The sequence below is a fragment of the Ramlibacter albus genome (genome assembly GCF_014297445.1).
In the GTDB taxonomy this organism is placed as follows: Bacteria; Pseudomonadota; Gammaproteobacteria; order Burkholderiales; family Burkholderiaceae_C; genus Ramlibacter; species Ramlibacter albus.
Window position 1 is genome coordinate 64899 of record NZ_JACORU010000008.1, and the last position, 25926, is coordinate 90824.

Sequence of the window (25926 nt, forward strand, 5' to 3'; positions counted from 1 at the left end):
GATGAATTACTGCGCGGAGTAGCCGGTGACGCGCCAGCGGCCGTCCGGCTCGCGCATCGTCGTCACGCGCTCCACCACGTCGGCCTTGCGGTCGAACTTGCTTTCGAAGATGACCGTGACGTATTCGCCGTTGGGGTGGCCCGGCAGCGTGGTCTTGTAGACCGTCTGCACCGGCCGGCGCTCGACGAGCACGCCGAAGGGCTCGCGCACCTTCGGGATCGCGTCCATCCACTTGTCCAGCGGCACGTTGCGGCGGAACAGGTTGCTCGAGTTGTCCCAGGCGACGCCCCAGTCGCGGCGGTCGAGCACGACGAGCCACGCCTGTGCGGTGAGGCGGCCCACGTTTTCCTTTTCGGCGTCCTGCGCGGCGGCGGCGCTGGCGGCCGCGGCAGCCGACGGCGCGGCGGCAGGCTGGGCTTGCAGGGAACAGGTGGCCAGGAGGGCGGCGGCCAGGGCGGCCGGGCGGAGACTCAGCTTCATGAAAACCTTCGATTCAAACCTGCCGCGAGTCTAGCCTGCGCCGGTTTCCGCTCTGTAACAGCTGCCGCATGAGCCTGGCGTTCACCTGGCCCTGGTCCTCGTTGTTGGTGTTGAAGACGACGTGCACTTGCCGCGCCTGCGTGGCGAGGTGTTCGATCTCGGGGACCATCGCTTCGAGTTCGTCCGCGGAGTACCAGTAGTCGAAACGGCTGGACGATGCCTTTGCGTGCGTGATGTTCCACGTCTCGCGGTTGCGGCCGTGCAGGCGCACGAGCGCCAGTTGGGGGTTGGTGACTTCCCAGACGCAGGGCACGCAATTGGCGAAACCCTGCGGGCTGTCGACGACGGTGTGCACGAGGCCGAGATCGCGCTCCATCGCGATCGTGTCTTCGATCGCGTCGCCCTCGAACCAGCTGCGGTGGCGGAACTCCGCGGAGAGCAGGTGCCCTTCCATGCGCTGCACGCAATGCTCCACCCAGCCCTTGTCGCGCATGCGCGGCGAGAACTGGAAGTGCACCGCGCCGAGCTTGCCCGCGGCTTTCAGCGGCGCGAGGGCTTCGATGAAGCGCCGCCACAGTTCGTCCTGCATCTCGCGCGGCAAGTCTTCGAGGTCCATCGAGCGCTTCGTCGATCCCAGTGCAAGCTGCATGTCCTTCGGCAGCACCTGCGGATCGAACGCGTGCCCGGTGAACGCGCGAAACGCTTTCACGTTGAACACGAAGCCCGGCGGCGTGCGCTCCACCCACAGCTGCGAGTTGCTCGCCGAGGGCAGGGCGTAGTAGCTCGAATCCACCTCCACCATCGGAAACTGCGAGGCGTAGTAGCGCAGCCGCGCCTCGGCCGTCTTCGCCTCCTTCGGGTAGAAGCGGCCGCAGGCAATGAGCGTCTTGTCGGTCCACGATGCGCTGCCGGTGAGGATGTTGCCTTCCACTGGATTAATATACAGCCCTGATGCAGTTGCCGGACCCCCTCGCAGAACTGAATGCGCAGCAGCGCGAGGCCGTCACGCACGACGACCAGCGCCCCTTGCTCGTCATCGCCGGTGCGGGCTCGGGCAAGACCAACACGCTCGCGCATCGGGTCGCGCACCTCATCCGCAATGGCGCGGACCCGCAGCGCATGATGCTGCTCACCTTCAGCCGCCGCGCCGCGCAGGAGATGGAGCGGCGCGCGGGCACCGTGCTGCAACGCGCGATGGGGCTGCAGTCCACCACCCCGCCCAACCTGCCGTGGAGCGGCACCTTCCACAGCCTCGGCGCGCGCCTGCTGCGCGAGTACGCGCCGCGCATCGGCCTGGCCGAGAACTTCACCATCCACGACCGCGGCGACTCCGAGGACCTGATGGGCCTGGTGCGGCACGAGATCGGTTTTTCGGAGCAGAAGAAGCGGTTCCCGCTCAAGGGCACATGCCTGGGCATCTACTCACGCGTGCTCAACACTCGCGAACCGCTTGCCGAAGTGCTGCAGTCGGTGTACCCGTGGTGCACGCAGTGGGAAGACGAGCTGAAGAAGCTGTTCGGCGCTTACGTCGAGGCCAAGCAGCAGCAGAACGTGCTCGATTACGACGACCTGCTGGGCTTCTGGGCGGACATGATGAGTGAGCCGGTGCTGGCGCAGGAGGTCGGCGCGCGCTTCGACCACGCGCTGGTCGACGAGTACCAGGACACGAACCGGCTGCAGGCGGAGATCCTGCTGTCGATGAAGCCCACGGGCGAAGGCGTCACCGTCGTCGGCGACGACGCGCAGAGCATCTACTCCTTCCGCGGCGCGACGGTGCGCAACATCCTGGACTTCCCGCACCGCTTCTCGCAGCCCGCGCGCGTGGTGACACTGGAGCGCAATTACCGCAGCACGCAGCCCATCCTCGATGCGAGCAACGCGGTGATCGCGGCCGCTCGCGAGCGCTTCACCAAGAACCTGTACACGGAGAAGGGCGCGGGTGCGAAGGCGCAGATCGTGCTGGTGCCCGACGAGGCGCAGCAGGCGCGCTGGGTGGCCGACGAGGTGCTGCGCCGCCGCGAGGGCGGCGTCACGCTCAAGAGCCAGGCCGTCCTGTTCCGCGCGAGCAACCACAGCGCGCCGCTGGAGCTGGAGCTGGCGCGGCGCAACATCCCCTTCGTCAAGTTCGGCGGGCTCAAGTTTCTCGAAGCCGCGCACGTGAAGGACCTGATGGCGGTGCTGCGGTTCGCGCAGAACCCGCGGGGGCGTATGGCGGGCTTCCGCGTGGTGCAGCTCATCCCCGGCATCGGGCCGGCGAGCGCGACGCGCTTGCTCGATGCAATGGCCGATGCGCCCGAGCCGCTGGTTGCGTTGCAGCAGTTCGAGCCGCCTGCCGCGGCGCGTGAGGAATGGGCCGCCTTCACATCGCTGTACGCGAGCTTGGTGAATACGTCGCTCGCGTTTCCCGCCGACATGGAGCTTGCGCGCTCGTGGTACGTGCCGCACCTCGAGCGCATGCACGACGATGCGCAGGTGCGCAAGCTCGACCTGGAGCAGCTCGCTCGCATGGCGGCTGCGTATCCCACGCGCGAACGCTTCCTCACCGAGCTTACGCTCGACCCGCCGGAAGTCACCAGCGACCAGAGCGGCCCGCCGCTGCTCGACGAGGACTACCTGATCCTCTCCACCATCCACAGCGCCAAGGGCCAGGAGTGGAAGGCCGTGCACGTGCTCAACGTGGTGGACGGCTGCATCCCGAGCGACATGGCCACGGGCACCAGCGAGGAGATCGAGGAGGAGCGCCGGCTGCTTTACGTTGCGATGACGCGCGCGAAGGAGCACCTGCACCTCGTCGTGCCGCAGCGCTTCTACGTGACGCAGCAGTCCGGCGGCGGCGACCGGCACATGTATGCGGGCCGCTCGCGGTTCATCGCCGAGGCGATGATGGGTGCGTTCGAGCAGCTGGCGTGGCCGCAGGCGGACGCGTCATTGGCGCCTTCGCGCGAGGCGCAGGCGCCGGTGATGTCCGTGCGCGATCGCTCGCGCGCCGCGTGGCGCTGATCGCCGCGTGTTGGCACGCCAACAGTCACTCCTACAAGCAGAAGGCGAGTGCGCCGACAGCGGTCCCACGGGACGCTCCTAGATTGACACGAGGGCCCGCGCGACCTTGCGTGGCCCGGCAACCAGTACAAGGAGTACAAGCTATGGCATCTCGCAGTTCGTCGTCTTCCTCGCGGTCGCCGTCGTCGTCCGGCCGCAGCAGCAGCAGCAGCTCGAGCCGCGCGTCGGCCTCCAAGGGTGGCAGCAGCGGCAGCAGCCGGTCCAGCGGCAGCAAGTCGTCCTCGTCGGGCGGCCGCGCCAGCGCCAGCGGGTCGCGCAGCAGCAGCAGCGGTGGCAAGAGCAGCAGCAGCCGCTCGTCCAGCCGCAGCAGCAAGTAACACGCATTGCGCGTCACGAGGTGCCTGGCTCCCGCCGGGCACTTCTGTTTTGGAACGGGAGAACTCATGAACAGCAGCAGCCCCGGCAATGCCGGCAGCCGGGAGAGGTACTGACATGCCCACGCAGACGATGGACGAGGTGCGCAACCCCGCACCGCGCAAGCAGCCGTACACGCTGTACGCCGCGAACGGCCGCGTGTACGCGCGCAACGCCGCGGGGCCGGTGATCGACCTCGGCGCGCTCAGGCGCGAGCAGGGGGCGTACTGCTACCTGCTCGATGGCAACAAGCTGTCGGGGGGCGGCTTCAGCACGGAAAAAGAGGCCTTGCGCGAGATCGCCGCGCGCCTGCACTTCCTCTGGCTCGACGGGCAGTTCACCGCGTTGCCCGACGTGCGGCAGACAGCGGGTGTCGACTTCTCGAGCGCCACACATCTCGATATCGAGCTCGACGAGCTCGGCCCGAACGAGCGGATCGAGGACGCGCGCGTCTAGTACACCGTGTCGTGGTCACCGACGTTGACGGGTGTGATCTCGCCCTCGCCGATGAGCAGTTCGATCGTGATCCGATACGACAGGTTGATCGACACCGAGTGCAGGCCGTCGAGCTTGCCGCGCAGGGCATGCAGTCGCAGGCTCGGGTGGTGCGGGTTGAGCTCCAGCAACTGAAGTGCCTTGAGGTATTGCAGCTGCAGGTGCGGGTGACGCTTCAGGAAGGCTGTGGCGCGGCGGTTGTACTGCTCGGTGAAGACGAGCCGCCAGGTCATGCCTTGCGTTTTTTCGCCGCGACCTTGCGTGGCGCGGGTGCGGGCCTGCTGACGCGCTTGACGTGGTCGGCAGCGGACTCGACCACGAACCTCCCTGCCGCGATGTCCGCGTGCGTCTGCGCGAGTGCCGCCTCCAGCTCGCACTCACGCAGGTAGTGGTACTGCGCAACGTCCATCACCACGTACTTGTCCTTTCCACGCACGGAAATCACCGCCTCAGGCTGGCCGGCGAGGGTTTCCTCGATTGCGGCCACGCCGCGGGTCTTCAGGTCATTGGCGGTCAAGCTGCCCATGTGAGGGCGATCTTAAGTACTCCAAAGAGTACTGTCAACAGTACGACAGAGCATGCGATCCGAGACGTCCGACAATAGGGGGATGCCAGCGCAGTCCCCGTCGTTCCCCTCCGCCGCCAACTTCCGCGACCTGGCCGACCACGTGCCGGAGCGCTTCCGCATGCGCCGGCACACGCTGTTCCGCTCGGACCACCTTGGCGCGCTGAACGAATACGACGCCGGCCAGATCCAGGCGCTGGGCATCCGCCGCGTGCTGGACTTCCGCGGCGTCGACGAACGTACCTCGGCCGCCTGCGTGCTGCCCGACGTGACCTTGCACTCGCTCTCGATCGAACCCACCATCGTGCAGAAGCTGCAGGACGTGCTCGCGGCCGGCAAGGACCTCACCGAGGACGACGTGGTGATGCTGATGCAGGACACCTATCGCGGCTTCGTGCGCACCAGCACGCACCGCTTCGCGGAGTTCTTCGCGCTGCTGCTCGAATCGAACGAGCCCACGGTGTTCCACTGCACCGCCGGCAAGGACCGCACGGGCTTCGCCGCGGCGCTGTTCCTGTATGCCATGGGCGTGCCGCAGGACGTGGTGATGCGCGACTACATGCACACCAACGACCGCCTGCGTCCCCCGCCCGGCACCTTCTTCCCCGAAGTCGTCTCGCGCGTGCTGTATCGCGTGCAGCCCGAGTTCCTCGACGCCGCGTTCGAAGCCATCGAGCAGGACTACGGCTCGATGGACGCCTACCTGCTTGCGGGCCTGCGCCTGCGCCCGGCAGACCGCGCGCGCCTCTCCGACCTTTATCGGGCATGACGAGCGCCTTCCGTCCTACGTAAGCCGCCGGGCGCAGACGACAGGTCGGGCTTGCGCCCGCCGCAACACTTGCTTTCACCAGCCGGCACTTCAGTTTCGAAGCCGGCGGCCGACAGCAAGGGAGAAGGCCATGGCCAACCAGGAACAATCGCCCACCGGGGTGCCGCGCAAGGACAACGACCGTCCGAGCCCGGACGTCAAACCCGACTACCGAGGCGACGGCCCCGCCAAGGTCGGCCTCACCAGCGACGACCAGCCCGACCTCGTGGCGCCCTCCGGCGTGAACGAGCGCGACCACGGCGCCGCCGACGACAAGCCCATGGGCGGCGGCACCGTCAACCTCGACGACGACGACATGGCGCACCCGCGCGGCAAGGTGACCGGCGCGGGCCGCACCTGGGACGAGAAGAACCCCAGCGACGCCGGCGAGCTGAAGTCGCCCAACGTCGGCATGTCCGACCGCAACGGGCCGAGCGATCCCGATGCCAAACGCGATCGCTAGCGCGCCGCCCAAGGGAGCAGCGAACATGGTCTACGCCATCTTCTCCGCCTCGCTCCTGGTGGCCGCGGGTGCGCTCTACGCCGCCGCCATCGGCTGGCTGTGGTGGCGCCAGGAAAAGATGCTGTTCGAGCCCGAGCCGCTCGACATCGACGACCCCATCGCGGGCGACGCGGACACGCGCGAGTTCTTCGTCGAAGTGCCGGGCGCGCGCCTCTCGGTCGCGCACCTGAAGCGCGAGAACCCGCGCGGCGTGTTCTTCTTCCTGCACGGCAACTCGGGCAACCTCAAGAAGTGGTTCGTCGAGCTCGACGCTTTCCGGCAGGCGAACTTCGACGTGGTGATGTTCGACTACCGCGGCTTCGGCAAGTCCAGCGGCTGCATCGAAAGCGAAATGCAGCTGCGCGCGGACGTGCAGGCCGTGTGGGACCACTTCGCCCCCATGTACGAGGGCAAGCGCGTCGTGATTTCAGGGCAGTCGTTGGGAACGGGGCTGGCCGCGGGACTGGCTGCGCACTTGTGCGCCGCCGGCCGCGCGCCTGACCTCACGCTGCTCGTCTCCCCGTACAGCAGCATGCGACTGCTGGCGGCGGAGCTTTACCCGTGGGTGCCGGTGGAGAAGGTGCTGCGCTACCCTCTGCACACGCTGGAGCACGCGGCCAAGCTGATGGGCCCGGTGATGCTGATCCACGGCGAGAAGGACGAACTGATCCCGATCCACCACAGCGAGACGCTGGCCAAGTCGATGCACAAGGCCGAACTGCTGCGGGTGACGGGCGCGGGGCACAGCGACGTGCACCAGTTCCCGAGCGTGCGGCAGGCGCTCGTGTCCGCGCTCGGGCGCTTGTAGGGAGCACCATCTCCGGCCCCGAGCCGTTACGCTCGGGGCATGCTGCGTTCCTTTTCCATTGCCTTGCTGTCCGTGCTGGGTGTCGCGGCGCTGCTCTACGCGGCCGTGCTCGCGCTGCTGTGGTTCGGCCAGGAGCGGCTGCTGTTCTACCCGCAGCCGCTTGCCGCGGATGCCCGCATCGTGGCGGACCCGGACGTCCGCGAGCACTTCGTCGAAGTCCCCGGCGCCCGCGTGTCCGTCCTGCAGCTGAAGTTGCCCAACCCGAAGGGCGTGGTGTTCTTCCTGCACGGCAACGGCGGCAACCTCGCGGGCTGGTTCACCAACACCGAGTTCTACCGCCGCGCGAACTTCGACCTCGTGATGATGGACTACCGCGGCTACGGCAAGAGCACCGGCCGCATCGAGGGCGAAGCGCAGTTGCGCGGCGATGCCATGGCGGTGTGGAACCGCTTCGCCGGCGAGTACGAGGGGCGCAGGCTCGTGGTGTACGGCCGCTCGCTGGGCACCGCGCTGGCCGCGGATCTCTCCGCCGAACTCGCGGCCCAGGGCCGCGTGCCGGACCTCACCGTGCTCGTGTCGCCGTACACCAGCATGGCAGCGCTTGCCGACGAGCACTACCCGTGGGTGCCGCGCTTCGTGCTGCGCTACGGCCTGGACACGCGCCACTACCTGGAAGGCGTGCGTGGCCCGGTGCTGCTGGTGCATGGCGACCGCGACGAGCTGATCAACGCGCACCACAGCGAGCGGCTGGCCAAGGCGCTGCCGCGCGCGAAGCTCGTGGTCGTGAAAGGTGCGGGGCACAACGACCTGCACCAGTTCGAGCCTTATCGCGAGGAGCTGGCGCGCGCGCTGCGCGCCTTGTGAGCGCAGGCGCGGGCCAACAAGCGGCCTTCGCCCACAAGCTGAGCGGTGCCGCCGCTTCAACATCCGGGCATGGAATTCGCCGTCTGGTCGGTGGTCGTCGGGCTGTTGCTGCTGCTCATGGCGCTGAGCTACACCGTGGTGCAGCGCATCCCGGTGTCGACGGCCATGCTCTACCTCGGCGTGGGCTTCGCGATCGGGCCTGCGGGCCTGGGGCTGCTCGACGCCGACACCGACCGCCACACCTTGCTGCTGGAGCGCCTGGCCGAAGTCGTGGTGCTCATCTCGCTGTTCACCGCGGGCCTGAAGCTCAGCGCAGGCTTGCGCGACGCGCGCTGGCGGTTGCCGGTGCGTCTGGCCACCGGTTCGATGGTCGTCACCGTGGCGCTCGTGGCCGGCGCCGCGTGGCTGTTCCTCGACATGCCGGTGGGTGCATGCATCCTGCTCGGAGGCATCCTTGCGCCCACCGACCCGGTGCTCGCGTCCGACGTGCAGGTGAGCGAGCCCACCGACCGCGACAGCCTGCGCTTCGCACTCACCGGTGAAGGCGGCCTCAACGACGGCACGGCGTTCCCGTTCGTGATGCTGGGCCTGGGCTTGCTGGGCCTGCACGAACTCGGCGAGTTCGGCTGGCGCTGGCTCGCGGTGGACGTGCTGTGGGCCGGCGCCGTGGGTCTCGGCGTGGGCGCCGCACTCGGTGCCGCAGTGGGCCGTCTCGTGCTGTACCTGCGGCGCGAGCACAAGGAGGCCGTGGGCCTGGACGACTTCCTCGCGCTGGGCCTCATTGCGCTGTCGTACGGCACCGCGCTGCTGCTGCATGCATACGGCTTCCTCGCGGTGTTCGCGGCAGGCGTCGCGTTGCGGCGGCTGGAGCAGAAGCAGACCGCGGGTCCCGAGACCGTGCAGCAAGTTGCAGCCGCGATGGTGGACCCGGACAAGTCGATGGCCGAGAAGGTGGCCGTGGACCCGCGGCACGCGCCCGCCTTCATGGCGCAGGCCGTGCTCGGGTTCAACGAGCAGATCGAGCGCATCGGCGAAGTGGCCGTGGTGCTGGTGATCGGCGGGCTGCTCGCCAACGTGCACTGGGATGCGTCGGGCTGGTGGCTGGTGCCGCTGCTGCTGCTCGTGGTGCGGCCCCTCGCGGTGATGCTGGGCCTCGTGCGCGCACCGGCTGCCTCGCGCAGCCAGCGCTGGCTGATGGCGTGGTTCGGCATCCGCGGCGTGGGCTCCATCTACTACCTGATGTTCGCCATCAACCACGGCCTGCCGCGCGAGCTGGCGCAGCCGATCGTGTCGATCACGCTCGCAACCGTCGTTGCGTCGATCCTCGTGCACGGCATTTCGGTCACACCGCTCATGTCCGCTTACGAAAGGGTGCACGGCTCAGGCCGATTTCCTACACAGCGGCGGCGGCGCGGGGGTTAGCGTTGGCCGCACCAGGGAGAAACACATGAACCAGCCGAAGCCAACCAGCAACCCGAGCGCCACCGAGCGCGACCGCACGCAGAACACGCCCAGCCCCGACATGCAGGCCGAAGACGCAGGCACCGCCGCGAGCGGCAATGCGCCGCAGCGCACGGGCGCGCAGCGCGCGATGAAACAGACCAGCCAGACCGAAGCCGAACGTGGGGGCAGGGCTCCTACAGGCTCGAACAGTGGGAACTGACACAGCGGCAAACGTGCGCGCCTAAAGTTTCCCCAGGGCCGCAAGGCTCGTTTCCTTCCCTTCTACAAACCGCTCAAAGGAGTGTCCTGATGAACGCAACCCCTCTCGCGCGCTGCGCCGCGATCGCCATCGTCGCCGCCATGTCCCTCGCCGCCTGCGGCGACCGCAAGCACGACACGGCCGCCGATACCTCCACGCCGTCGTCGTCTTCTTCGTCCACGGCCAGCACGCTGCCCTCGACGCCGTCGACGAGCGACACCACGAGCTCCACCGCTTCCACGACCGGCTCGGGCTCCACGACGGGTTCGACCGACACCGCGTCGTCTTCCGGCACGACCGGCAGCGGCACGACCATGGGCGCGTCGGGTTCCACGTCCGGCTCGACCAGCGGCAGCACCGACACGACCACGACGCCCAGCTCGTCGACCAGCGGCAGCACCACGACGACGCGCTGATCGCGATGACGACTCGCCACAAGGCGCACGCGCTCCTCGCCGTGCTTTGCATGGCGGCGCTCGCGGGCGCCTGCAGCAAGGGTGTGGACAGCGGCGCCACCTCCAGTGGCGTCGCGCCGGGCAGCCCGGGCACCGGCAACCCCACGGTGGCCGTGTCGCCCGCGGTGCCCGATGGCCCGCCTGGCGGGCCGTCCGGCATCAAGGGGTCCGCGCCGCACCCGGGTTCGTCGGGCGGAGATGCGCCTCCCGGCACGTCCGGGTCTTCGACGGTGGGCGCGCAGCCTGCGCCCGGCACCGGCTTGAACGGCGGGCTCGGCACGGGTGCGAGCGCCGCCGCGAGCCTGCCTGCCAGTGCGCCGACGACCTCGGCGCCAAGCGGCACTGCGCCGGGCACCGACGGCAGCGCGAATGCGACGACGAAGAGTTCGGTGGGGAACCGCTAGGATTTTTCGACCGGCCGCTTCGGGTCGGAGCACCACTCGCTCCAGCTGCCCGCGTACAGCGCGGTAGGCCCGAAGCCGGCCACTTCCATCGCGATCAGGTTCGGCAGCGCGCTCACGCCGCTGCCGCAGTGATGCACGGCAGTCGACGGATCCCGCCCGGCGAGCACACGCTCGAACTCCTCGCGCAACTGCGCCGCCGGCTTGAACCTGCCGTCGGCACCGAAGTTCTCCACGAACGGGCGATTGAGCGCGCCGGGGATGTGCCCGGCCACCGGATCGAGCGGCTCCACCTCACCGCGATAACGCGGCGCGGCACGCGCATCCACCACCGTCTGCTTCGCGCCCTGCAACCGCGCCTCGACTTCCTTCGTGGTCACGAGCGTGCGCAGCGGCGGCTTCACCTCGAAATTCGACTGGAAGTGCGACGGCTCCACGCGCGCCGTCACTTCGCCGCCGGCCTCCTGCCAGGCCTTGAGCCCGCCGTCGAGCACGGCCACGGCGTCGTGGCCGAGCCACTTGAGCATCCACCACAGCCGCCCGCAGTACGCGCCGCTGCTGCGGTCGTAGACGACGGCCTGCATGTCGTTCGAGAAGCCGACGCGCGACAGCCAGATCGCGAATTTCTCGCGCGCGGGCAACGGGTGGCGGCCGCCTGACGCGGCATCGGGATGCGGCTGCGACTTGCCGTTCGCGTCCGGCGTGCCGTGGTCGCTGAGGTCGCGGTCCAGGTGCGCGTAGACGGCGCCCGGGATGTGCGCGTCGCGATAGCGCTCCTCGCCCGCCGTGACGTCGAACAGGTCGAAGCTGCAGTCGAACACCATCAGCGGCGTGCCGCCGTGGCGCAGCACCTTCAGCTCTTCGGGGGAAATGAGTGTCGTGTAGGGCATCAGAGAACGCGGCTGTCCATGGTGGCACGGTACCACTCGTGGAAGTGCTGCATGCCGTCTTCCATCGGGCTCTGGTAGGGGCCGATCTCGTTGTCGCCGCGCTCGTGCAGGGCCTTGCGGCCGGCGTCCATGCGCAAGGCGATCTCGTCGTCCTCCACGCAGGTCTCCATGTACGCGGCGCGCTCGGCCTCGACGAACTCGCGCTCGAAGGCGGCGATCTCCTCCGGGTAGAAGAACTCCACCACGTTCAGCGTCTTCTGCGGCCCTTTCGGGTACAGCGTGGAGACAACGAGCACGTTCGGGTACCACTCCAGCATGATGTTGGGGTAGACGGTGAGCCAGATCGCGCCGTGCTTGGGCGGCTGGCCGCCCTGGAAGCGCAGCACCTCGTCATGCCACTTGCGGTACACGTCTGAGCCCGGCTTGCCCAGCGCGTTGGCCACGCCGACGGTCTGCACCGAGTACTCCTTGCCGAACTCCCAGCGCAGATCGTCGCACGTGACGAAGTTGCCCAGGCCCGGGTGGAACGGGCCGACGTGGTAGTCCTCGAGGTAGACCTCGATGAAGGTCTTCCAGTTGTAGTCGACCTCGTGCAGCTCCACGTGGTCGAGCACGTAGCCCGAGAAGTCGAAATCCTTCATCGGGCCCAGGCGCGCGAGCTCGCGGCCGATGTCGAAGCCGTTGTCCTCGAACAGCAGGCCGTTCCAGTTGCGCAGCTTGTAGCGGTTGAGGTTCAGGCACGGGTCCGTGGCGAAGTGCGGCGCGCCCAGCAGCGTGCCCGCGGGCGTGCTCGCGTTGCCGCCGCTGTAGGTCCAGCGGTGCAAGGGGCACACGATGTTGCCCCCTCCCTTGCTCGCGGCCGCGATGGAGCCGCGGCCGCGCAGCATCACCGCCTGCCGGTGGCGGCAGACGTTGGAGATGAGGTCGATGCCGGTGGGCGTGCGCGTGAGGACGCGGCCATCGCCTTCCTGCGGCAGTGCGTAGTAGTCCCCGACCTCGGGCACGGCAAGCTCGTGCCCGAGATAGCGGGGACCTTGCTGGAAGATAGCCTCCAGCTCGCGCGAATAGAGCGCCTCGTCGAAGTAGCTTGAAACAGGAAGTTGGCTTGCGGCCTGCTTGAATTGAAGACTTAAATCAGACATTTCACCTGACCTGAGACTCCCCCTATTAAGGGGCAGGGAAGCGCTTTGGAGGCGCGAAGAGAGCGGGGATTCTAACCCCCGGGGAGAGGTGGGGCCAGCGCGCCTAAAATCCAGTGTCGTACCCGAGTATTTATGCCCAAAGACAAAGCCGATCCCCCCGCCAGCTACGAAGCCGCCCTGCAGGAGCTGGAGCAGCTCGTGAGCCGGATCGAGACGGGCCAGCTGCCGCTGGAGCAGCTGCTGGCCGGCTACGAGCGCGGCGCGGAACTGCTCAAGTTCTGCCGCGACAAGCTGCAGGCCGTGGAGGACCAGATCAAGGTGCTGGATGCCGGCACGCTCAAGCCGTGGACGCAAGAGTGACTTTTTCCCTCAAGTCATGGTCCACCGAGCGTCTGGCACGCGTGGAGGACGCGCTCTCCGAATGGGTGCCGCCCGGTGGCCCCGCGGGCCTGGGCGATGCGATGCGCTACGCCGTGCTCGATGGGGGCAAGCGCTTGCGGCCCATGCTGGTGCTGGCCGCCGCCGAAGCGGTGGATGGCCATGAAGACGCGTCGCTGCGCGCCGCATGCGCCGTCGAACTGATCCACGCATACTCGCTCGTGCACGACGACATGCCGTGCATGGACAACGACGTGCTGCGCCGCGGCAAGCCCACGGTGCACGTGAAGTTCGGCCAGGCGCAGGCGCTGCTCGCGGGCGATGCCTTGCAGGCGCTGGCGTTCGAGATCCTCGTGCCCGAAGAGGGCGTGCCCGATGCAACGCAGGCGCGGCTGTGCCGCCTGCTCGCGCACGCCGCGGGTGAACTGGGCATGGCCGGCGGGCAGGCCATCGACCTCGCCGCGGTGGGCCGCATGCTCACCGAGGACGAACTGCGCCGCATGCACCAGCTCAAGACCGGTGCGCTGCTGCATGCGAGCGTGATGATGGGCGCGTCGTGCGGCTCGCCCTCGAAGGCGGCACAGGGCGCGCTGTCGGCTTACGGCGAAGCGATGGGCCTTGCATTCCAGGTCGTGGACGACATCCTCGACGTGACCGCGGACTCCGCCACGCTCGGCAAGACGGCCGGCAAGGACGCGCTGCAGGACAAGCCCACCTACGTTTCCCTTCTTGGCCTGGAGCGCGCGCGTGCGTACGCGCGGGAGCTGCTGGCCCAGGCCCGCACGGCGCTGGAACGCAGCGGGCTGCCCGACACACGCGCGCTGCTGGCGCTGGCCGAAATGGTCGTCAACCGCGACAACTGAATGAATTCGATGACGACGCTCCTGCAGACGATCGACGACCCCGCGCAACTGCGGCAGCTGCCGCGCTCGCAACTGGAGCCGCTGGCCGCCGAACTGCGCGCCTATGTGCTGGACAGCGTGTCCAAGACCGGCGGGCACCTCAGCTCCAACCTGGGCACGGTGGAGCTCACGATCGCGCTGCACTACGTCTTCAACACGCCATACGACCGCATCGTCTGGGACGTGGGCCACCAGACCTACCCGCACAAGATCCTCACCGGCCGGCGCGAGCGCATGCACACGCTGCGGCAGCTGGGCGGGCTCGCGGGCTTCCCGGCGCGCGCCGAGAGCGAGTACGACACCTTCGGCACGGCGCACTCGTCGACCAGCATCTCCGCCGCGCTGGGCATGGCACTGGCGGCCAAGCTGAAGGGCGAGCCGCGCAAGGCCATCGCCGTGATCGGCGACGGCGCGATGACCGCGGGCATGGCCTTCGAAGCGCTGAACAACGCGGGTGTGGCGGACGCCGACCTGCTCGTGATCCTGAACGACAACGACATGTCGATCAGCCCGCCGGTGGGCGCGCTCAACCGCTACCTCGCGCAGCTCATGAGCGGGCGCTTCTACGCGGCCGGCAAGGACATCGCCAAGAAGGTGCTGCACGTCGCGCCGCCGCTCTTCGAGCTGGCCAAGCGGCTCGAGGAACATGCCAAGGGCATGGTCGTGCCCGCGACGCTGTTCGAGAAGTTCGGCTTCAACTACGTCGGGCCCATCGACGGGCACGACCTCGAGTCGCTGATCCCGACGCTCGAGAACATGAAGCAGCTCAAGGGCCCGCAGTTCCTGCACGTCGTGACGAAGAAGGGGCAGGGCTACAAGCTGGCGGAGGCCGACCCTGTCGCGTACCATGGCCCCGGCAAGTTCGATCCCGCAGTCGGCCTGACCAAGCCTGCGACGCCGCCCAAGCCGACGTTCACGCAGGTGTTCGGGCAGTGGCTGTGCGACATGGGTGCGAAGGACGCGCGGCTGGTGGGCATCACGCCCGCGATGCGCGAAGGCTCCGGGCTCGTGGAGTTCGAGAAGCGTTTCCCCGAGCGCTATTACGACGTCGGCATCGCCGAACAGCACGCGGTGACTTTCGCCGCCGGCATGGCCACCGAGGGCCTCAAGCCGGTGGTCGCGATCTACTCCACGTTCCTGCAGCGCGCCTACGACCAGTTGATCCACGACGTCGCGCTGCAGAACCTGCCCGTGGTGTTCGCGCTCGACCGCGCCGGCCTCGTGGGCGCCGACGGGCCCACGCATGCGGGCGCGTACGACATCGCGTACCTGCGTTGCATCCCCAACGTGAGCATCGCGTGCCCCGCGGACGAGAACGAGTGCCGCAAGCTGCTGACCACCGCGTTCGAGGAGAACCACCCGGTGGCCGTGCGCTACCCGCGCGGCTCGGGCGTCGGCGCTGCCATCGAGCCGGGCCTCGCGCCGCTGCCATTCGGCAAGGGCGAAGTGCGTCGTACCGGCAAGCGCGTGGCGGTGCTCGCGTTCGGCACGCTGCTGTATCCCGCGCTTGCCGCAGCCGAGAAGCTGAACTGCACCGTCGCCAACATGCGGTGGGCCAAGCCGTTGGACCTGGAGCTGCTGCTGCAGCTCGCGAAGGAGCACGACGCCATCGTCACGGTGGAAGAGGGCGCCGTGATGGGCGGCGCGGGCAGTGCGGTTGGCGAGGCGCTGCAGGCGCACGGCATCGCGAAGCCGATGCTGCAGCTGGGCCTGCGCGACGAATTCATCCCGCACGGCGACCCGGCGAAGCTGCTCGCGCTGCAGGGCCTCGACGCCGCCGGGATCGAAGCGTCGATCACGGCGCGCTTCGGCGAGCTGACCGAACGTATCGCGCCATCTCTCAAGGTCGTCGGTTCTTAAAGCTGAAGAATTGCTGACGGCGCACCTTCACTCGAAGGTTCGCAGGGTTTCCTCACGGGAAAACCCCTGCATTACACGCAGGGCGCGTTCCTAGAATGGGCGGCGGCATCGCTTGCACTTAAGTTGCAGCGACCGAAACTTTCTCTTCGCACATTCAGGAGCCCTGTCCCATGGACCGTCGATCAGTCATCAAGAACGCAGGCCTGGCCGGCATCCTCGCCGCCGGCGTCGCCCCCGCCGTGCACGCGCAGGCCGCCGTCCGCTGGCGCCTCGCCTCCAGCTTCCCGAAGTCGCTGGACACCATCTTCGGCGCGGCCGAAGTGTTCGGCGAAAAGGTCAAGAAGATGTCGGGCGGCAAGTTCGAGATCTCCATCCATGCCGCCGGCGAGCTGATGCCCGCGTTCGGCGTGGTCGACGGCGTGCAGCAGGGCTCCGTCGAAGCGGCGCACACGGCGCCCTACTACTTCTTCGGCAAGGACGAGTGCTTCGCGCTGGGCTGCGCCATCCCCTTCGGCCTGAACAGCCGCCAGATGACCGCGTGGATGTACGACGGCAACGGCCTGAAGCTGATGCGCGAGTTCTACGCCAAGTACAGCATGATCAGCTTCCCCGGCGGCAACACCGGCGCGCAGATGGGCGGCTGGTACCGCAAGGAGATCAAGTCGGTCAAGGACATCAAGGGCCTGAAGATGCGCATCGGCGGCTTCGCCGGCAAGGTGCTCGAGCGCATGGGCGGCGTGCCGCAGAACATCCCCGGCGGCGAGATCTATCCCGCGCTGGAAAAGGGCACCATCGACGCGGCCGAGTGGGTGGGCCCGTACGACGACCTGAAGCTGGGCTTCAACAAGGTCGCGCCGTACTACTACTACCCCGGCTGGTGGGAAGGCGGCCCGCAGCTGGACTTCTTCGTCAACCAGAAGGCGTTCGACGCGCTGTCGGCCGAGAACAAGGCGATCATCGAGGCCGCCGCTTCCGAGGCCCACGTGGTGATGCAGGCCCGCTACGACGCCCGCAACCCGAACGCGCTGCGCCAGCTGGTGGCCGCGAAGACGCAGCTGCGTCCGTTCCCGCAGGACGTGCTGACCGAGGCGTTCAAGCAGTCGATGGGCCTGTACGAGGAGATCGGCGCCAAGAACGAGAGCTGGAAGAAGATCTACGCGGACTACTCCAAGTTCCGCGGCGACCAGAACCTGTGGTTCCGCTTCACGGAAGCCACGTTCGACCGCTTCATGCAGGCGCAGAAGCTGTAATCGCTTCGCGGTCCTCACGAAAAAGCCGGGCGGTGCCCGGCTTTTTTCATGCTCGCGTCGCGCTGCGCAACGCCGCGTTGGTCCACCGCACGATCCCGGCGGCATCCATCGCGCCCGCCTGCCGCGCCACTTCGCGGCCGTCCACGAACAACGCCAGCGTCGGGATGCTGCGGATGTTGAGGCGGCCACCGAGCGAACGGGCTTCTTCGGTGTTCACCTTGGCCACGCGCACATTCGGCTCCAGTTGCGCGGCGGCCTGCTCGAACGCGGGCGCCATCATGCGGCAGGGGCCGCACCACGGGGCCCAGAAGTCGACGAGCACGGGGACGTCGTTGCGCGTGACGTGCCGCTCGAAGGCAGCTTCATCCAGGTTCGCGGGTTTGCCGGCGAACAGCGCGCCATGGCACTTCCCGCAATCGGGTGCACGCCCGAGGTCTTCCTGCTGCACACGGTTGGTGGTGTGGCAGTGCGGGCAGACCACGTGCAATGCGCCGGCCGTTGGCATCTCAAGCAGTCCTGCTGCGGCGCGCGCTGGCGATCGCGTTGCGCGCCTCGATCTCGCTCTTCAAGGCCGCATCGAGATTCGAGCGGCACAGGCCTGCATGCTCGTAGTTCAGGTTCTCGTAGAGCTCTGCGGTCGAGGGGAAAGAGGCCAGCACCGTTTCGAGCAATGCACCGGACGGCGTGGCGGCAAGCTCCGCCTTCAGCTGTTCGATGACGTCGCGAAACTGGCCGGGCTCGACAGTGTCCCAGCCGCGCTCCCACCGCTCGAGCTGGGTGGCGAGCGCGACCAGGTTCCTGGAACGGGTGACATCGGAGGTAGCCATGCACCGCAGGTGGGATGCGCGGCCGGGATTTCAAGCAGGCGTTCGTCAGTCCGCCTTGATCCCCAGCGTCCGCACCATCCTGCCCCAGCGGTCCATGTCGGCCTGGAACAGCTTGGCGAATTCCTCCGGCGTGGACGGCGCGGGCTCCATGCCGAGCTTCACGATGGACTCGCGCACGGCCGGCTGGTTGACCACCTGGCCGATCTCGGTGGCAAGGCGCTTCACGACCGGCGCGGGCGTGCCGCCGGTGGTGAACACGCCATACCACGTGAGCACGGAATAGTCCGGCAGGCCCGACTCGGCCACCGTCGGGATGTTCGGCAATTGCGGAACGCGCTTCGGGCTGGTCACGGCGATGATGCGCACCTTGCCGCTCGCGGTGGCGGCGATCGCGGCGGGCAGGCCCGCGAAGTTCACGTGGGCGAGACCTGCCATCACGTCCTGCAGCGCGGGCGCGTCGCCCTTGTACGGGATGTGCGTGATGCTCACGCCGGCCATGCTCTTGAAGTACTCGGTGCCCAGGTGCGCGCCGGTGCCGCTGCCACCCGTGCTGTAGTTCAGCTTGCCGGGGTTCTGCTTCGCATAGGCGATCAGCTCCGAGATGTTCTTCACCGGCAGGCCGTCGTGCACCACCACGGCGAGCGCGGAGCGCGAGATCAGCGTGACCGGCTGGATGTCCTTGGCCGGGTCGAACGGCAGCTTGCCGGCGTAGATTGCGGGCGCGATGGTCTGCCCGCCGGTGGAGCCGAGGAGCAGCACCTGCCCGTTGGGCGTGGCGCGCGCCATCTCGCCCGCGGCGACGTTGCTGCCGACGCCGGGCTTGTTCTCCACGACCACGGTGGTCTTCGTCTGGTTTTGCAGCGGCGTGCTGATCAGGCGCGCGATGGCGTCGTTGGCCCCGCCCGGCGCGAAGCCGACCAGCAGGCGGATCGGGCCCGCGGGCATGTCGTCGGCGAGGGCGGTGATGCAGGCACCGGCCAGCGTGGCGATGGCGAGCAGCTTCGAGAACTTCACGGGACTTCCTTTCGGGACAAGCATTGGTTTCAACGTGCAGCCGCGGCCAGCGCGCGCACTTCGGACTTGAGCGTTTCGCGCGCGGCTGCGAGCCCGCTGCGCTGCGTCTGCACATCGTCCTGCACGCGGGCCAGGTGCTGCTGCAATTCCTGCACGCGCGCACGCACGAGGTCCGGCGCGGGGGCGCCACCCTGGCGGCGTTCGGCCGTGGTGAGCGCGGGGTCGAGGCTGCGGCGCACCGTTTCGTCGCCGAGCCCCACGGCGCGGCCGATCTGCTGCACGCACGCTTCGTCCACCATTGCGGACGTGATCTCGTGCGCGGCCAGCTTCGCATCCATCGCGGTGCGCACCACCGCGCCCACCACGTGGTGCGCTTCGCGGAACGAGAGGCCGCTCTCGCGCACCAGCGCATCGGCGAGGTCGGTGGCGGTGCAGAAGTCGTTGCGGGCGCGCTCCAGCATCGCTGCTTCGTTCGGCGTCGCGGTGCGCAGCACGAGCGCGAGCAGCTTGAAGATGCGCAGGGTTTCGTCGGCGGCCTCGAAGAAGCCGCGCATGGTCTCGCGGTTGCCGTCGCCGGTGTGCGTGAAGTTCACGCCCTTCACGGTGGTGAGCGCGCCGGCGAGAAGGCCGGTGAGCTGGCCGGCCTTGCCCTTGAGCGACTCCAGCACGATGGGGTTCTTCTTCTGCGGCATGATGCTCGACGTGCCCGCGACGCTGTCGGGGAAGTCGACGAGCCCGAACTCGTGCGTGCACCACGTGTAGAAGTCCTGCGCCACGCGGCTCGCGCCGACGGCGGCGATCGCGAACGACGACATCAGCGCCAGCGCGTAGTCGCGCGAAGCGACGGCATCGAGCGCGTTGGGGACGCACGACTCGAAGCCGAGCAGCCGGGCGGACTCCTGCGGCAGGATGCCGAACGAAGTGCCGGCCAGCGCGCCCGCGCCCAGCGGACAACGTGCGAGCACGGCCTGCGCCTGCTGAAAGCGTTCGAGGTCGCGCGCCAGCGATTCCGCGACGCCGAGCAGCCAGTAGCCGTACGTGATGGGCTGCGCCGGTTGCAGGTGCGTGTAGCCGGGCATCACGACGTCGGCGTAGCGCTGCGCGTTCGCCAGCGCCGCGGCGCACGCCTCGCGTCCCGCATCGAGCAGGTCGAGCACCTGCAGCCGCGCGCGCATGCGGTCCATCGTGGAGAGGATGTCGTTGCGGCTGCGCGCCACGTGCAGGCAGCCGCCCACGTGCGCCCCGGCCACGCGCATGAGGTGCGCCTCGTAATTGAAGTACGCGTCTTCGATGGCCGGGTCGAGCGGCACGTTCGCGAAACCTTCCTCCTCGATGCGCAGCAACGCGGCAGCGAGCACCGCCCCGTCGGCCGCGGGCAGCAGGCCGGCGCGCCGCAGCATCAGCAGGTGCGCCTGGTTGACGTCGCACAGGTGCGCGAACACCGCCGGGAAGTCGCGGGCGAGGCGCGGCGCGTAGACGTGTTCGCAGACCTCGGGTGCCGTCCCTTCGGACAGGCGTCGGCTGACTTTGGATTCCATCGCCGCCGAGTATGGGAAGCGGCCACAATACCGTCAAATCCGTTGTTTGCCGGGTTGCATGCAGTTTTGATATGGACTTCCGTCAGGTCGAAGCTTTCCGTTCCGTGATGCTCACGAGGTCGATGACGCTGTCGGCCGCGGCGCTGCACACGTCGCAGCCGAACGTCAGCCGCCTGATCGCCCGGCTGCAGGCGGAGGCGGGGTTCCGCTTGTTCCAGCGCGTGGGGCTGCGGCTGGTGCCCACGCCCGAGGCGGAGGCGCTGTACGTCGAGGTGCAGCGTTCTTTCGCAGGGTTGGGCGCCATCGAAGCGGCGGCCGCTGCGATCCGCGAGCAGGGCTCGGGCGGGCTGCGCATCGGCGCGTCGGCCGCGCTGTCGATCGGTGTGCTGCCCGCGGCCATCCGGCTTTTCCGCAAGCGGCGACCGGACGTCGCGATCAAGGTCAACACGAGCGATTCACCGACCGTGTGCAAGTGGGTCGCGGCAGGGCAGTGCGACTTCGGCCTCGTGTCGCTGGCGCCCGACATGCCGGAGCTGTCGATCGAGTTGCTTCATCGCGAACATGGCCTGTGCATCGTGCCGGCTGGGCATCGCCTTGCGAACAAGCGGCGCGTGAAAGCGGCCGACCTGGAAGGCGAAGCGTTCATCTCGCTCGGGCCGGGCGATCTCGCCCGCGCGCAGATCGACGCGGCGTTCAACCCCGACCGCCGCCGCCTGAACCTGGAGACACCCTATGCATCCACCATCTGCACGATGGTCGGCATGGGCCTGGGCGTGAGCGTCGTCAACCCGATGGTGCTGCGCTGGCTGCAACTCCCCGACGTGGTCAGCATCCCCTTCTCGCCGAAGGTGGAGTTCCGCTGCTACCGCGTCCGCGCCGCGCACCGCCTGGAGCAGGCGCTGGCGCGCGAGTTCATGCAGGACGTCGGCGCGGTGTTCGCGCGCGGCAAGTGACTTCCAGCGCCCTCAGGGGTTCGTCGCCGCGAGCCGGATCGGGGCCTTGTCTTCGCTCGACGCGCTTTCCAGCGGGCGCAGTTGCCCGAGGATGGTGGCGCCATGGTGCATCTCCAGCGCCGCGTACTGCACGTCACCGGAGATCTTCGCCTTGGCCTGCAGCTCCAGCACTTCGCGCGCCTCCACGGGTCCGTTGACGGTGCCGTTGATGATCACGCGGTCCGCCTTGACGCCGCCTTCGACCAGCGCGCCCTCGGAGATCACGAGCAGGCTGCCGTCACCGGCATTCGCGCGGATCGCACCGTGGACTTCGCCGTCGACGCGCAGGCCGTCTTCGAACTTCATGTCGCCTTCAATGCACGTGCCATGCGCGATGAGGGTCTTGATGTTGGTGGGGTCTTTCTTTCCGAACATAGGTGGGTGCTCCTCAAGCAATGAAGACATCGTGCGGGAGCGGGATGCGGTGGGAAGTCGGCGGTGATGCAAATCGGCGTCGGACATTTGCTTCGCCAACCCTGACACGCCACTGAATCAAACTTTGTTCCGCGCGGGTTATCCCCGGCTCAGCCAGCCAGTCTCCTGAAAGCCTTGCGCGCGTGTGCAGCGCGATCATCGGCGCGCAAACACAACAGGAGATAAGCAGTGGACCGCCGTTCCCTCATCAAGACCGCCGGCATCGGCGGCATCCTCGCCGCGGGCGCCGCGCCTGCGGTGCACGCGCAGGCCGCCGTGCGCTGGCGCCTCGCGTCGAGCTTCCCGAAATCGCTCGACACCATCTACGGCGCGGCCGAGGTGTTCTCGCAGAAGGTCAGGCAGCTCTCCGGTGGCCGCTTCGAAGTCTCCGTGCACGCGGCGGGTGAGCTGATGCCCGCGTTCGGCGTGGTCGACGGCGTGCAACAGGGCTCCATCGAAGCCGCGCACACGGCGCCTTACTACTTCTTCGGCAAGGACGAGACCTTCGCCATCGGCGGCGCGATCCCGTTCGGCCTCAACAGCCGCCAGATGAGCGCATGGACCTTCGAGGGCAACGGCCTGAAGCTGATGCGCGAGTTCTACGCCAAGTACAACATCGTCAACTTCGCGTGCGGCAACACGGGCGCGCAGATGGGCGGCTGGTTCCGCAAGGAGATCAAGAGCGCGGCCGACCTCAAGGGCCTGAAGTTCCGCATCGGCGGCTTCGCGGGCAAGGTGCTCGAGCGCATGGGTGGCGTGCCGCAGAACATCCCGGGCGGCGACATCTACCCCGCGCTGGAGAAGGGCACCATCGACGCGGCCGAGTGGATCGGCCCGTATGACGACCTCAAGCTGGGCTTCCACAAGGTCGCTCCGTTCTACTACTACCCCGGCTGGTGGGAAGGCGGCCTGCAGCTGGACCTGTACATCAACCAGAAGGCCTACGACGCACTCAGCGCCGAGCAGAAGAGCATCGTCGAGATGGCCAGCGCCTACGCACACGTGGAGACGCAGGCCAAGTACGACGTGAAGAACCCCACCGCGCTCAAGCAGCTCGTGGGCAGCGGCGCCAAGCTGCGCCCCTTCCCGGGGGACGTGATGGCCGCGGCGTTCAAGGAATCGATGAAGCTCTACGACGAGCTGTCGGCGAAGAACGAGAACTGGAAGAAGGTCTACGCGGACTTCTCGAAATTTCGCTCCGACCAGAACCTGTGGTTCCGCTTCACCGAGGCCACGTTCGACCGCTTCATGCAGAGCCAGAAGCTGTAACCCGAAAGCCGCACCCCGTGCGGCTTTTTAATTCCCGTTGCGAAACCGGCGCCAGCTTGGTGCAAGCATTGCGCAAATACGGCGCACATCATCGCGCGTACACATCCCCCAGGAGAACCTCATGGATCGCCGATCCGTACTCAAGAACGCCGGCATCGCCGGCGTGCTGGCGACGGGCATCGCGCCCGCCGTCCATGCCCAGGCCGCCGTGCGCTGGCGCCTCGCCTCCAGCTTCCCGAAGTCGCTGGACACCATCTTCGGCAGCGCGCAGCTGTTCGCCAAGACCGTGTCGCAGCTCTCGGGCGGCAAGTTCGAAGTGTCCGTGCACGCCGCCGGCGAGCTGATGCCCGCCTTCGGCGTGGTGGACGCGCTGCAGCAGGGCTCGCTGGAGATGGCGCAGACCGCGCCGTACTATTTCACCGGCAAGGACCCGATCTTCGCTTTCGGCTGCGCCGTGCCCTTCGGCCTGAACGCGCGCCAGATGGACTCGTGGATGGAGCACGGCAACGGCCGCAAGCTCATGGACGAGTTCTACGCGAAGTACAACATGAAGAGCTTCAGCGCGGGCAACACCGGCACCCAGATGGGCGGCTGGTACCGCAAGGAGATCAAGAGCGTCGCGGACCTCAAGGGCCTGAAGATGCGCATGGGCGGCGGCCTGCTGGGTGAAGCCATGGCCAAGCTCGGTGTCGTCGCGCAGAACATGCCCGCCGGTGACGTGTACTCCGCGCTCGAGAAGGGCACGCTGGACGCCACCGAGTTCGTCGGCCCGTTCGACGACGAGAAACTCGGCTTCAACAAGGTCGCGCCGTACTACTACTACCCCGGCTGGTGGGAAGGCGGCGCGGAGCTGGAGTTCTTCGCGAACACCAAGGCCTACGCCGCGCTGTCCGCCGAGAACAAGGCGATCGTCGACGCCGCGACGGCCGTGGCCGCGCGCGACATGACCGCGAAGTACGACGCGGTGAACCCGCCCGCGCTCAAGCGCCTCGTGGCCGCCAAGACGCAGCTTCGCCCGTTCCCCAAGGACGTGCTGGACGCCGGCTACAAGGCATCGATGGAAGTGTTCGCCGCGCACGAAGCCAAGTCGGCCGACTTCAAGAAGATCCACCAGGACATGCGCGCCTTCCAGCGCGACCAGCTGCTGTGGAGCAAGTTCTCGGAGTACCGGTTCGACAGCTACATGTCGACCCTCAAGGTCTGAAGCTGACGCTTCGTGTCCAGGCCGCCTTCGGGCGGCCTTTTTTTGTTAGAACGGATGCATGGAGCACGACCTACCCCTCATCAGCACCATCGCCGCGGCACTCGGCGTGGCCCTCGTCTTCGGGTTCGTCGCGGCGCGGCTGAAACTCCCCGCGCTGGTGGGCTACCTCGTGGCGGGCGTGCTGATAGGGCCCTTCACACCCGGTTTCGTCGCTGATTCCAAGATCGCGAGCGAATTGGCCGAGATCGGCGTGATGCTGCTGATGTTCGGCGTCGGCCTGCACTTCTCGATCAACGACCTGCTCGCCGTGCGGCGTATCGCGGTGCCGGGTGCGGTGGTGCAGATGGTGGCCGCGACGGCGATGGGTTGGGGCGCCGCGACGTTGTGGGGCTGGTCCGCGCCGGCCGCGCTGGTGTTCGGCATCTCGCTTTCCTGCGCGAGCACCGTGGTGCTGCTGCGCGCGCTGGAAGCGCTGGGCGTCCTGGACAGCTTCAACGGCCGCGTCGCGGTGGGCTGGCTCGTGGTCGAGGACCTCGCGATGGTGCTGGTGCTCGTGCTGCTGCCGGCACTCGCCGGTGCGATGACCGGCGGGGCGGCGTCGATGGGCCCGCAGGCACTCGCGCTGTCCGTGGGCAAGACGCTGCTGCAGGTCGGCGTGTTCGTCGCGCTGATGCTGCTCGTGGGCCGGCGCCTTTTCCCGTGGCTGCTGTGGCAGGTGCAGAAGCTCGGCTCGCGCGAGCTGTTCACGCTGTGCGTCGTGGCAGCGGCGGTGAGCATCGCGTACGTCGCAACGCACGTGTTCGGCGTGTCGTTCGCGCTCGGCGCGTTCTTCGCGGGCATGGTGCTGCGCGAGTCGCAGTTCAGCCACCGCGCCGCCGAAGAGACGCTTCCGCTGCGCGATGCATTCGCGGTGCTCTTCTTCGTGTCGGTGGGCATGCTGTTCGACCCCGCGATCCTCGTGCAGCAGCCGCTGAAGGTGCTCGCGGTCGTTGCGATCATCGTGTTCGGCAAGTCGGTGGCGGCGGCCGTGCTGGTGCTCGTGTTGCGCTATCCGCTGCACACGGCGCTCACCGTGTCGGCCAGCCTCGCGCAGATCGGGGAGTTCTCCTTCATCCTCGTGGGGCTGGGCGCCACGCTGGGCGTGTTGCCGGCCGAAGCGCGCAGCCTGGTGGTCGCGGGCGCACTGATCTCGATCGCGCTCAACCCGTTGCTGTTCGGAATGATCGAACCCGTGCGCGGCTGGCTGCTGCGCCGCTCGGAACTGGCGCGGCGCCTCGCGAGCCGCGACGACCCGCTGGCGGAACTGCCGATGTCGACGGACCCGAAGTACCTGTCGCAGCAGGTCGTGCTGGTCGGCTACGGCCGCGTGGGACGCCGCGTTGCCGACGCGTTGAAGGCGCACCACGTGCCCTTCGTCGTGGCGGACCAGAACCGCGAGATCGTCGAACGCCTGCGGGAGCAGGGCAGTGCCGCCGTCTACGGTGACGCGTCACAGCCCGAGACGCTGATCCAGGCCCACATCGCGCGCGCGCGGCTGCTCGTGATCGCCACGCCCGAGTCCCTCGGCGTGCGCCAGATGAGCGAGAACGCGAAGCTGCTCAACCCGGGCATCCAGGTGGTCGTTCGCAGCCACAACGAGGAGGAGGCACGCCGCTTCGAGGCCGAGGTAATCGGCAAGGTGTTCCTCGGCGAACACGAGCTCGCCGAGGCCATGAGCCGCTACGTGCTGGCGCAGTTCGGTCACTAGCCGGT

General features: G+C 68.1%; 30 protein-coding genes. 17 read left to right on the forward strand and 13 right to left on the reverse strand.

The genetic code is table 11. From position 1 onward, the window contains the following. Nucleotides 1-6 precede the first annotated feature (6 nt). Nucleotides 7-480, reverse strand: a complete 474-nt coding sequence (locus H8R02_RS20355) for a DUF4019 domain-containing protein (protein WP_187083325.1) — start codon at nt 478-480, stop codon at nt 7-9. Nucleotides 481-493: 13 nt separating this feature from the next. After that, nucleotides 494-1411 (reverse strand): DUF72 domain-containing protein, encoded by a 918-nt coding sequence (locus H8R02_RS20360; RefSeq protein WP_187083326.1) that lies wholly within the window; start codon nt 1409-1411, stop codon nt 494-496. 20 nt (nt 1412-1431) lie between these two features. Between H8R02_RS20360 and H8R02_RS20365 the strand changes: the two genes are divergently transcribed. Further along, nucleotides 1432-3480 (forward strand): ATP-dependent helicase, encoded by a 2049-nt coding sequence (locus H8R02_RS20365; protein WP_187083327.1) that lies wholly within the window; start codon nt 1432-1434, stop codon nt 3478-3480. Between the two features lie 31 nt (nt 3481-3511). Here the strand turns inward: H8R02_RS20365 and H8R02_RS20370 are convergent, their stop codons facing one another. Beyond that, complete coding sequence (locus H8R02_RS20370; protein ID WP_187083328.1) at nt 3512-3925, reverse strand: hypothetical protein; 414 nt, start codon at nt 3923-3925, stop codon at nt 3512-3514. Between the two features lie 47 nt (nt 3926-3972). Between H8R02_RS20370 and H8R02_RS20375 the strand changes: the two genes are divergently transcribed. After that, complete coding sequence (locus tag H8R02_RS20375) at nt 3973-4350, forward strand: hypothetical protein (RefSeq protein ID WP_187083329.1); 378 nt, start codon at nt 3973-3975, stop codon at nt 4348-4350. Here H8R02_RS20375 and H8R02_RS20380 read toward each other — a convergent pair. Both H8R02_RS20380 and H8R02_RS20385 read right to left on the reverse strand, forming a co-directional pair. Then, nucleotides 4347-4622, reverse strand: a complete 276-nt coding sequence (locus tag H8R02_RS20380) for a type II toxin-antitoxin system RelE/ParE family toxin (RefSeq protein WP_187083330.1) — start codon at nt 4620-4622, stop codon at nt 4347-4349. The genes H8R02_RS20375 and H8R02_RS20380 overlap by 4 nt on opposite strands. After that, the gene (locus tag H8R02_RS20385) at nt 4619-4915 is read right to left on the reverse strand and encodes a type II toxin-antitoxin system Phd/YefM family antitoxin (RefSeq protein WP_187083331.1); all 297 of its coding nucleotides are present in this window, start codon (nt 4913-4915) and stop codon (nt 4619-4621) included. The genes H8R02_RS20380 and H8R02_RS20385 overlap by 4 nt, the downstream gene beginning before the upstream one ends. An 82-nt stretch (nt 4916-4997) precedes the next feature. Here H8R02_RS20385 and H8R02_RS20390 point away from each other — a divergent pair, with 82 nt between their 5' ends. From H8R02_RS20390 to H8R02_RS20415, 6 genes are all read left to right on the forward strand, one after another. Then, nucleotides 4998-5723 carry a tyrosine-protein phosphatase gene (locus H8R02_RS20390; protein WP_187083332.1) on the forward strand — a complete coding sequence of 242 codons (726 nt, stop codon included), beginning with the start codon at nt 4998-5000 and terminating at the stop codon, nt 5721-5723. A gap of 130 nt (nt 5724-5853) precedes the next feature. Then, nucleotides 5854-6225 carry a hypothetical protein gene (locus tag H8R02_RS20395; protein WP_187083333.1) on the forward strand — a complete coding sequence of 124 codons (372 nt, stop codon included), beginning with the start codon at nt 5854-5856 and terminating at the stop codon, nt 6223-6225. A 25-nt stretch (nt 6226-6250) separates the two neighbouring features. After that, a complete protein-coding gene (locus tag H8R02_RS20400) occupies nt 6251-7072 on the forward strand; it encodes an alpha/beta hydrolase (protein ID WP_187083334.1) in 822 nt (273 codons plus the stop codon). 39 nt (nt 7073-7111) lie between these two features. Then, a complete protein-coding gene (locus tag H8R02_RS20405) occupies nt 7112-7936 on the forward strand; it encodes an alpha/beta hydrolase (RefSeq protein WP_187083335.1) in 825 nt (274 codons plus the stop codon). A gap of 69 nt (nt 7937-8005) precedes the next feature. Continuing rightward, nucleotides 8006-9358 carry a cation:proton antiporter gene (locus tag H8R02_RS20410; protein ID WP_187083336.1) on the forward strand — a complete coding sequence of 451 codons (1353 nt, stop codon included), beginning with the start codon at nt 8006-8008 and terminating at the stop codon, nt 9356-9358. A 25-nt stretch (nt 9359-9383) separates the two neighbouring features. Beyond that, complete coding sequence (locus H8R02_RS20415) at nt 9384-9599, forward strand: hypothetical protein (RefSeq protein ID WP_187083337.1); 216 nt, start codon at nt 9384-9386, stop codon at nt 9597-9599. A gap of 73 nt (nt 9600-9672) precedes the next feature. Here the strand turns inward: H8R02_RS20415 and H8R02_RS20420 are convergent, their stop codons facing one another. Then, entirely contained in the window at nt 9673-10074 is a 402-nt protein-coding gene (locus H8R02_RS20420; protein WP_187083338.1) for a hypothetical protein, read from the reverse strand. Here H8R02_RS20420 and H8R02_RS20425 point away from each other — a divergent pair. After that, nucleotides 10060-10497: a hypothetical protein gene (locus H8R02_RS20425; RefSeq protein WP_187083339.1), complete on the forward strand. Its 438-nt coding sequence runs from the start codon at nt 10060-10062 to the stop codon at nt 10495-10497. The two genes, H8R02_RS20420 and H8R02_RS20425, sit on opposite strands and share 15 nt — an antisense overlap. Here H8R02_RS20425 and H8R02_RS20430 read toward each other — a convergent pair. Together H8R02_RS20430 and H8R02_RS20435 are read right to left on the reverse strand one after the other, a co-directional pair. Continuing rightward, nucleotides 10494-11384, reverse strand: coding sequence for a sulfurtransferase (locus H8R02_RS20430; protein ID WP_187083340.1), 891 nt, complete (start codon nt 11382-11384; stop codon nt 10494-10496). The genes H8R02_RS20425 and H8R02_RS20430 overlap by 4 nt on opposite strands. Continuing rightward, the gene (locus H8R02_RS20435) at nt 11384-12526 is read right to left on the reverse strand and encodes an aromatic ring-hydroxylating oxygenase subunit alpha (RefSeq protein WP_187083341.1); all 1143 of its coding nucleotides are present in this window, start codon (nt 12524-12526) and stop codon (nt 11384-11386) included. Before H8R02_RS20435 ends, H8R02_RS20430 begins: the two co-directional genes overlap by 1 nt. A gap of 132 nt (nt 12527-12658) precedes the next feature. Between H8R02_RS20435 and H8R02_RS20440 the strand changes: the two genes are divergently transcribed. From H8R02_RS20440 to H8R02_RS20455, 4 genes are all read left to right on the forward strand, one after another. Next, complete coding sequence (locus tag H8R02_RS20440) at nt 12659-12886, forward strand: exodeoxyribonuclease VII small subunit (RefSeq protein WP_187083342.1); 228 nt, start codon at nt 12659-12661, stop codon at nt 12884-12886. Beyond that, nucleotides 12883-13767 carry a polyprenyl synthetase family protein gene (locus tag H8R02_RS20445; RefSeq protein WP_354004952.1) on the forward strand — a complete coding sequence of 295 codons (885 nt, stop codon included), beginning with the start codon at nt 12883-12885 and terminating at the stop codon, nt 13765-13767. The genes H8R02_RS20440 and H8R02_RS20445 overlap by 4 nt, the downstream gene beginning before the upstream one ends. A 9-nt stretch (nt 13768-13776) precedes the next feature. Then, nucleotides 13777-15666, forward strand: coding sequence for a 1-deoxy-D-xylulose-5-phosphate synthase (dxs, locus tag H8R02_RS20450; RefSeq protein ID WP_187083343.1), 1890 nt, complete (start codon nt 13777-13779; stop codon nt 15664-15666). Nucleotides 15667-15836: 170 nt separating this feature from the next. Beyond that, entirely contained in the window at nt 15837-16916 is a 1080-nt protein-coding gene (locus H8R02_RS20455) for a TRAP transporter substrate-binding protein (protein WP_187083344.1), read from the forward strand. Between the two features lie 46 nt (nt 16917-16962). Here the strand turns inward: H8R02_RS20455 and trxC are convergent, their stop codons facing one another. From trxC to argH, 4 genes are read right to left on the reverse strand one after another with little or no spacing between them, the layout of a single operon-like run. After that, a complete protein-coding gene (gene trxC / locus H8R02_RS20460; protein ID WP_187083345.1) occupies nt 16963-17421 on the reverse strand; it encodes a thioredoxin TrxC in 459 nt (152 codons plus the stop codon). A 1-nt stretch (nt 17422) separates the two neighbouring features. Continuing rightward, on the reverse strand, nt 17423-17743 hold the full coding sequence (locus H8R02_RS20465; RefSeq protein WP_187083346.1) for a hypothetical protein: 321 nt from the start codon (nt 17741-17743) through the stop codon (nt 17423-17425). A 45-nt stretch (nt 17744-17788) separates the two neighbouring features. Next, nucleotides 17789-18757 (reverse strand): Bug family tripartite tricarboxylate transporter substrate binding protein, encoded by a 969-nt coding sequence (locus tag H8R02_RS20470; protein WP_354004953.1) that lies wholly within the window; start codon nt 18755-18757, stop codon nt 17789-17791. Between the two features lie 29 nt (nt 18758-18786). Then, a complete protein-coding gene (argH, locus tag H8R02_RS20475; protein ID WP_187083347.1) occupies nt 18787-20295 on the reverse strand; it encodes an argininosuccinate lyase in 1509 nt (502 codons plus the stop codon). A 71-nt stretch (nt 20296-20366) separates the two neighbouring features. On the opposite strand from argH, the gene H8R02_RS20480 reads away from it, so the two are divergent. Next, nucleotides 20367-21248, forward strand: coding sequence for a LysR substrate-binding domain-containing protein (locus H8R02_RS20480; RefSeq protein ID WP_187083348.1), 882 nt, complete (start codon nt 20367-20369; stop codon nt 21246-21248). A gap of 12 nt (nt 21249-21260) precedes the next feature. Here the strand turns inward: H8R02_RS20480 and H8R02_RS20485 are convergent, their stop codons facing one another. Then, the gene (locus H8R02_RS20485; protein ID WP_187083349.1) at nt 21261-21662 is read right to left on the reverse strand and encodes a bactofilin family protein; all 402 of its coding nucleotides are present in this window, start codon (nt 21660-21662) and stop codon (nt 21261-21263) included. Between the two features lie 228 nt (nt 21663-21890). Between H8R02_RS20485 and H8R02_RS20490 the strand changes: the two genes are divergently transcribed. From H8R02_RS20490 to H8R02_RS20500, 3 genes are all read left to right on the forward strand, one after another. After that, a complete protein-coding gene (locus H8R02_RS20490; RefSeq protein ID WP_187083350.1) occupies nt 21891-22970 on the forward strand; it encodes a TRAP transporter substrate-binding protein in 1080 nt (359 codons plus the stop codon). Between the two features lie 121 nt (nt 22971-23091). After that, nucleotides 23092-24174, forward strand: a complete 1083-nt coding sequence (locus tag H8R02_RS20495) for a TRAP transporter substrate-binding protein (RefSeq protein WP_187083351.1) — start codon at nt 23092-23094, stop codon at nt 24172-24174. Nucleotides 24175-24232: 58 nt separating this feature from the next. Then, entirely contained in the window at nt 24233-25921 is a 1689-nt protein-coding gene (locus H8R02_RS20500; RefSeq protein ID WP_187083352.1) for a cation:proton antiporter domain-containing protein, read from the forward strand. Nucleotides 25922-25926: the final 5 nt, after the last annotated feature.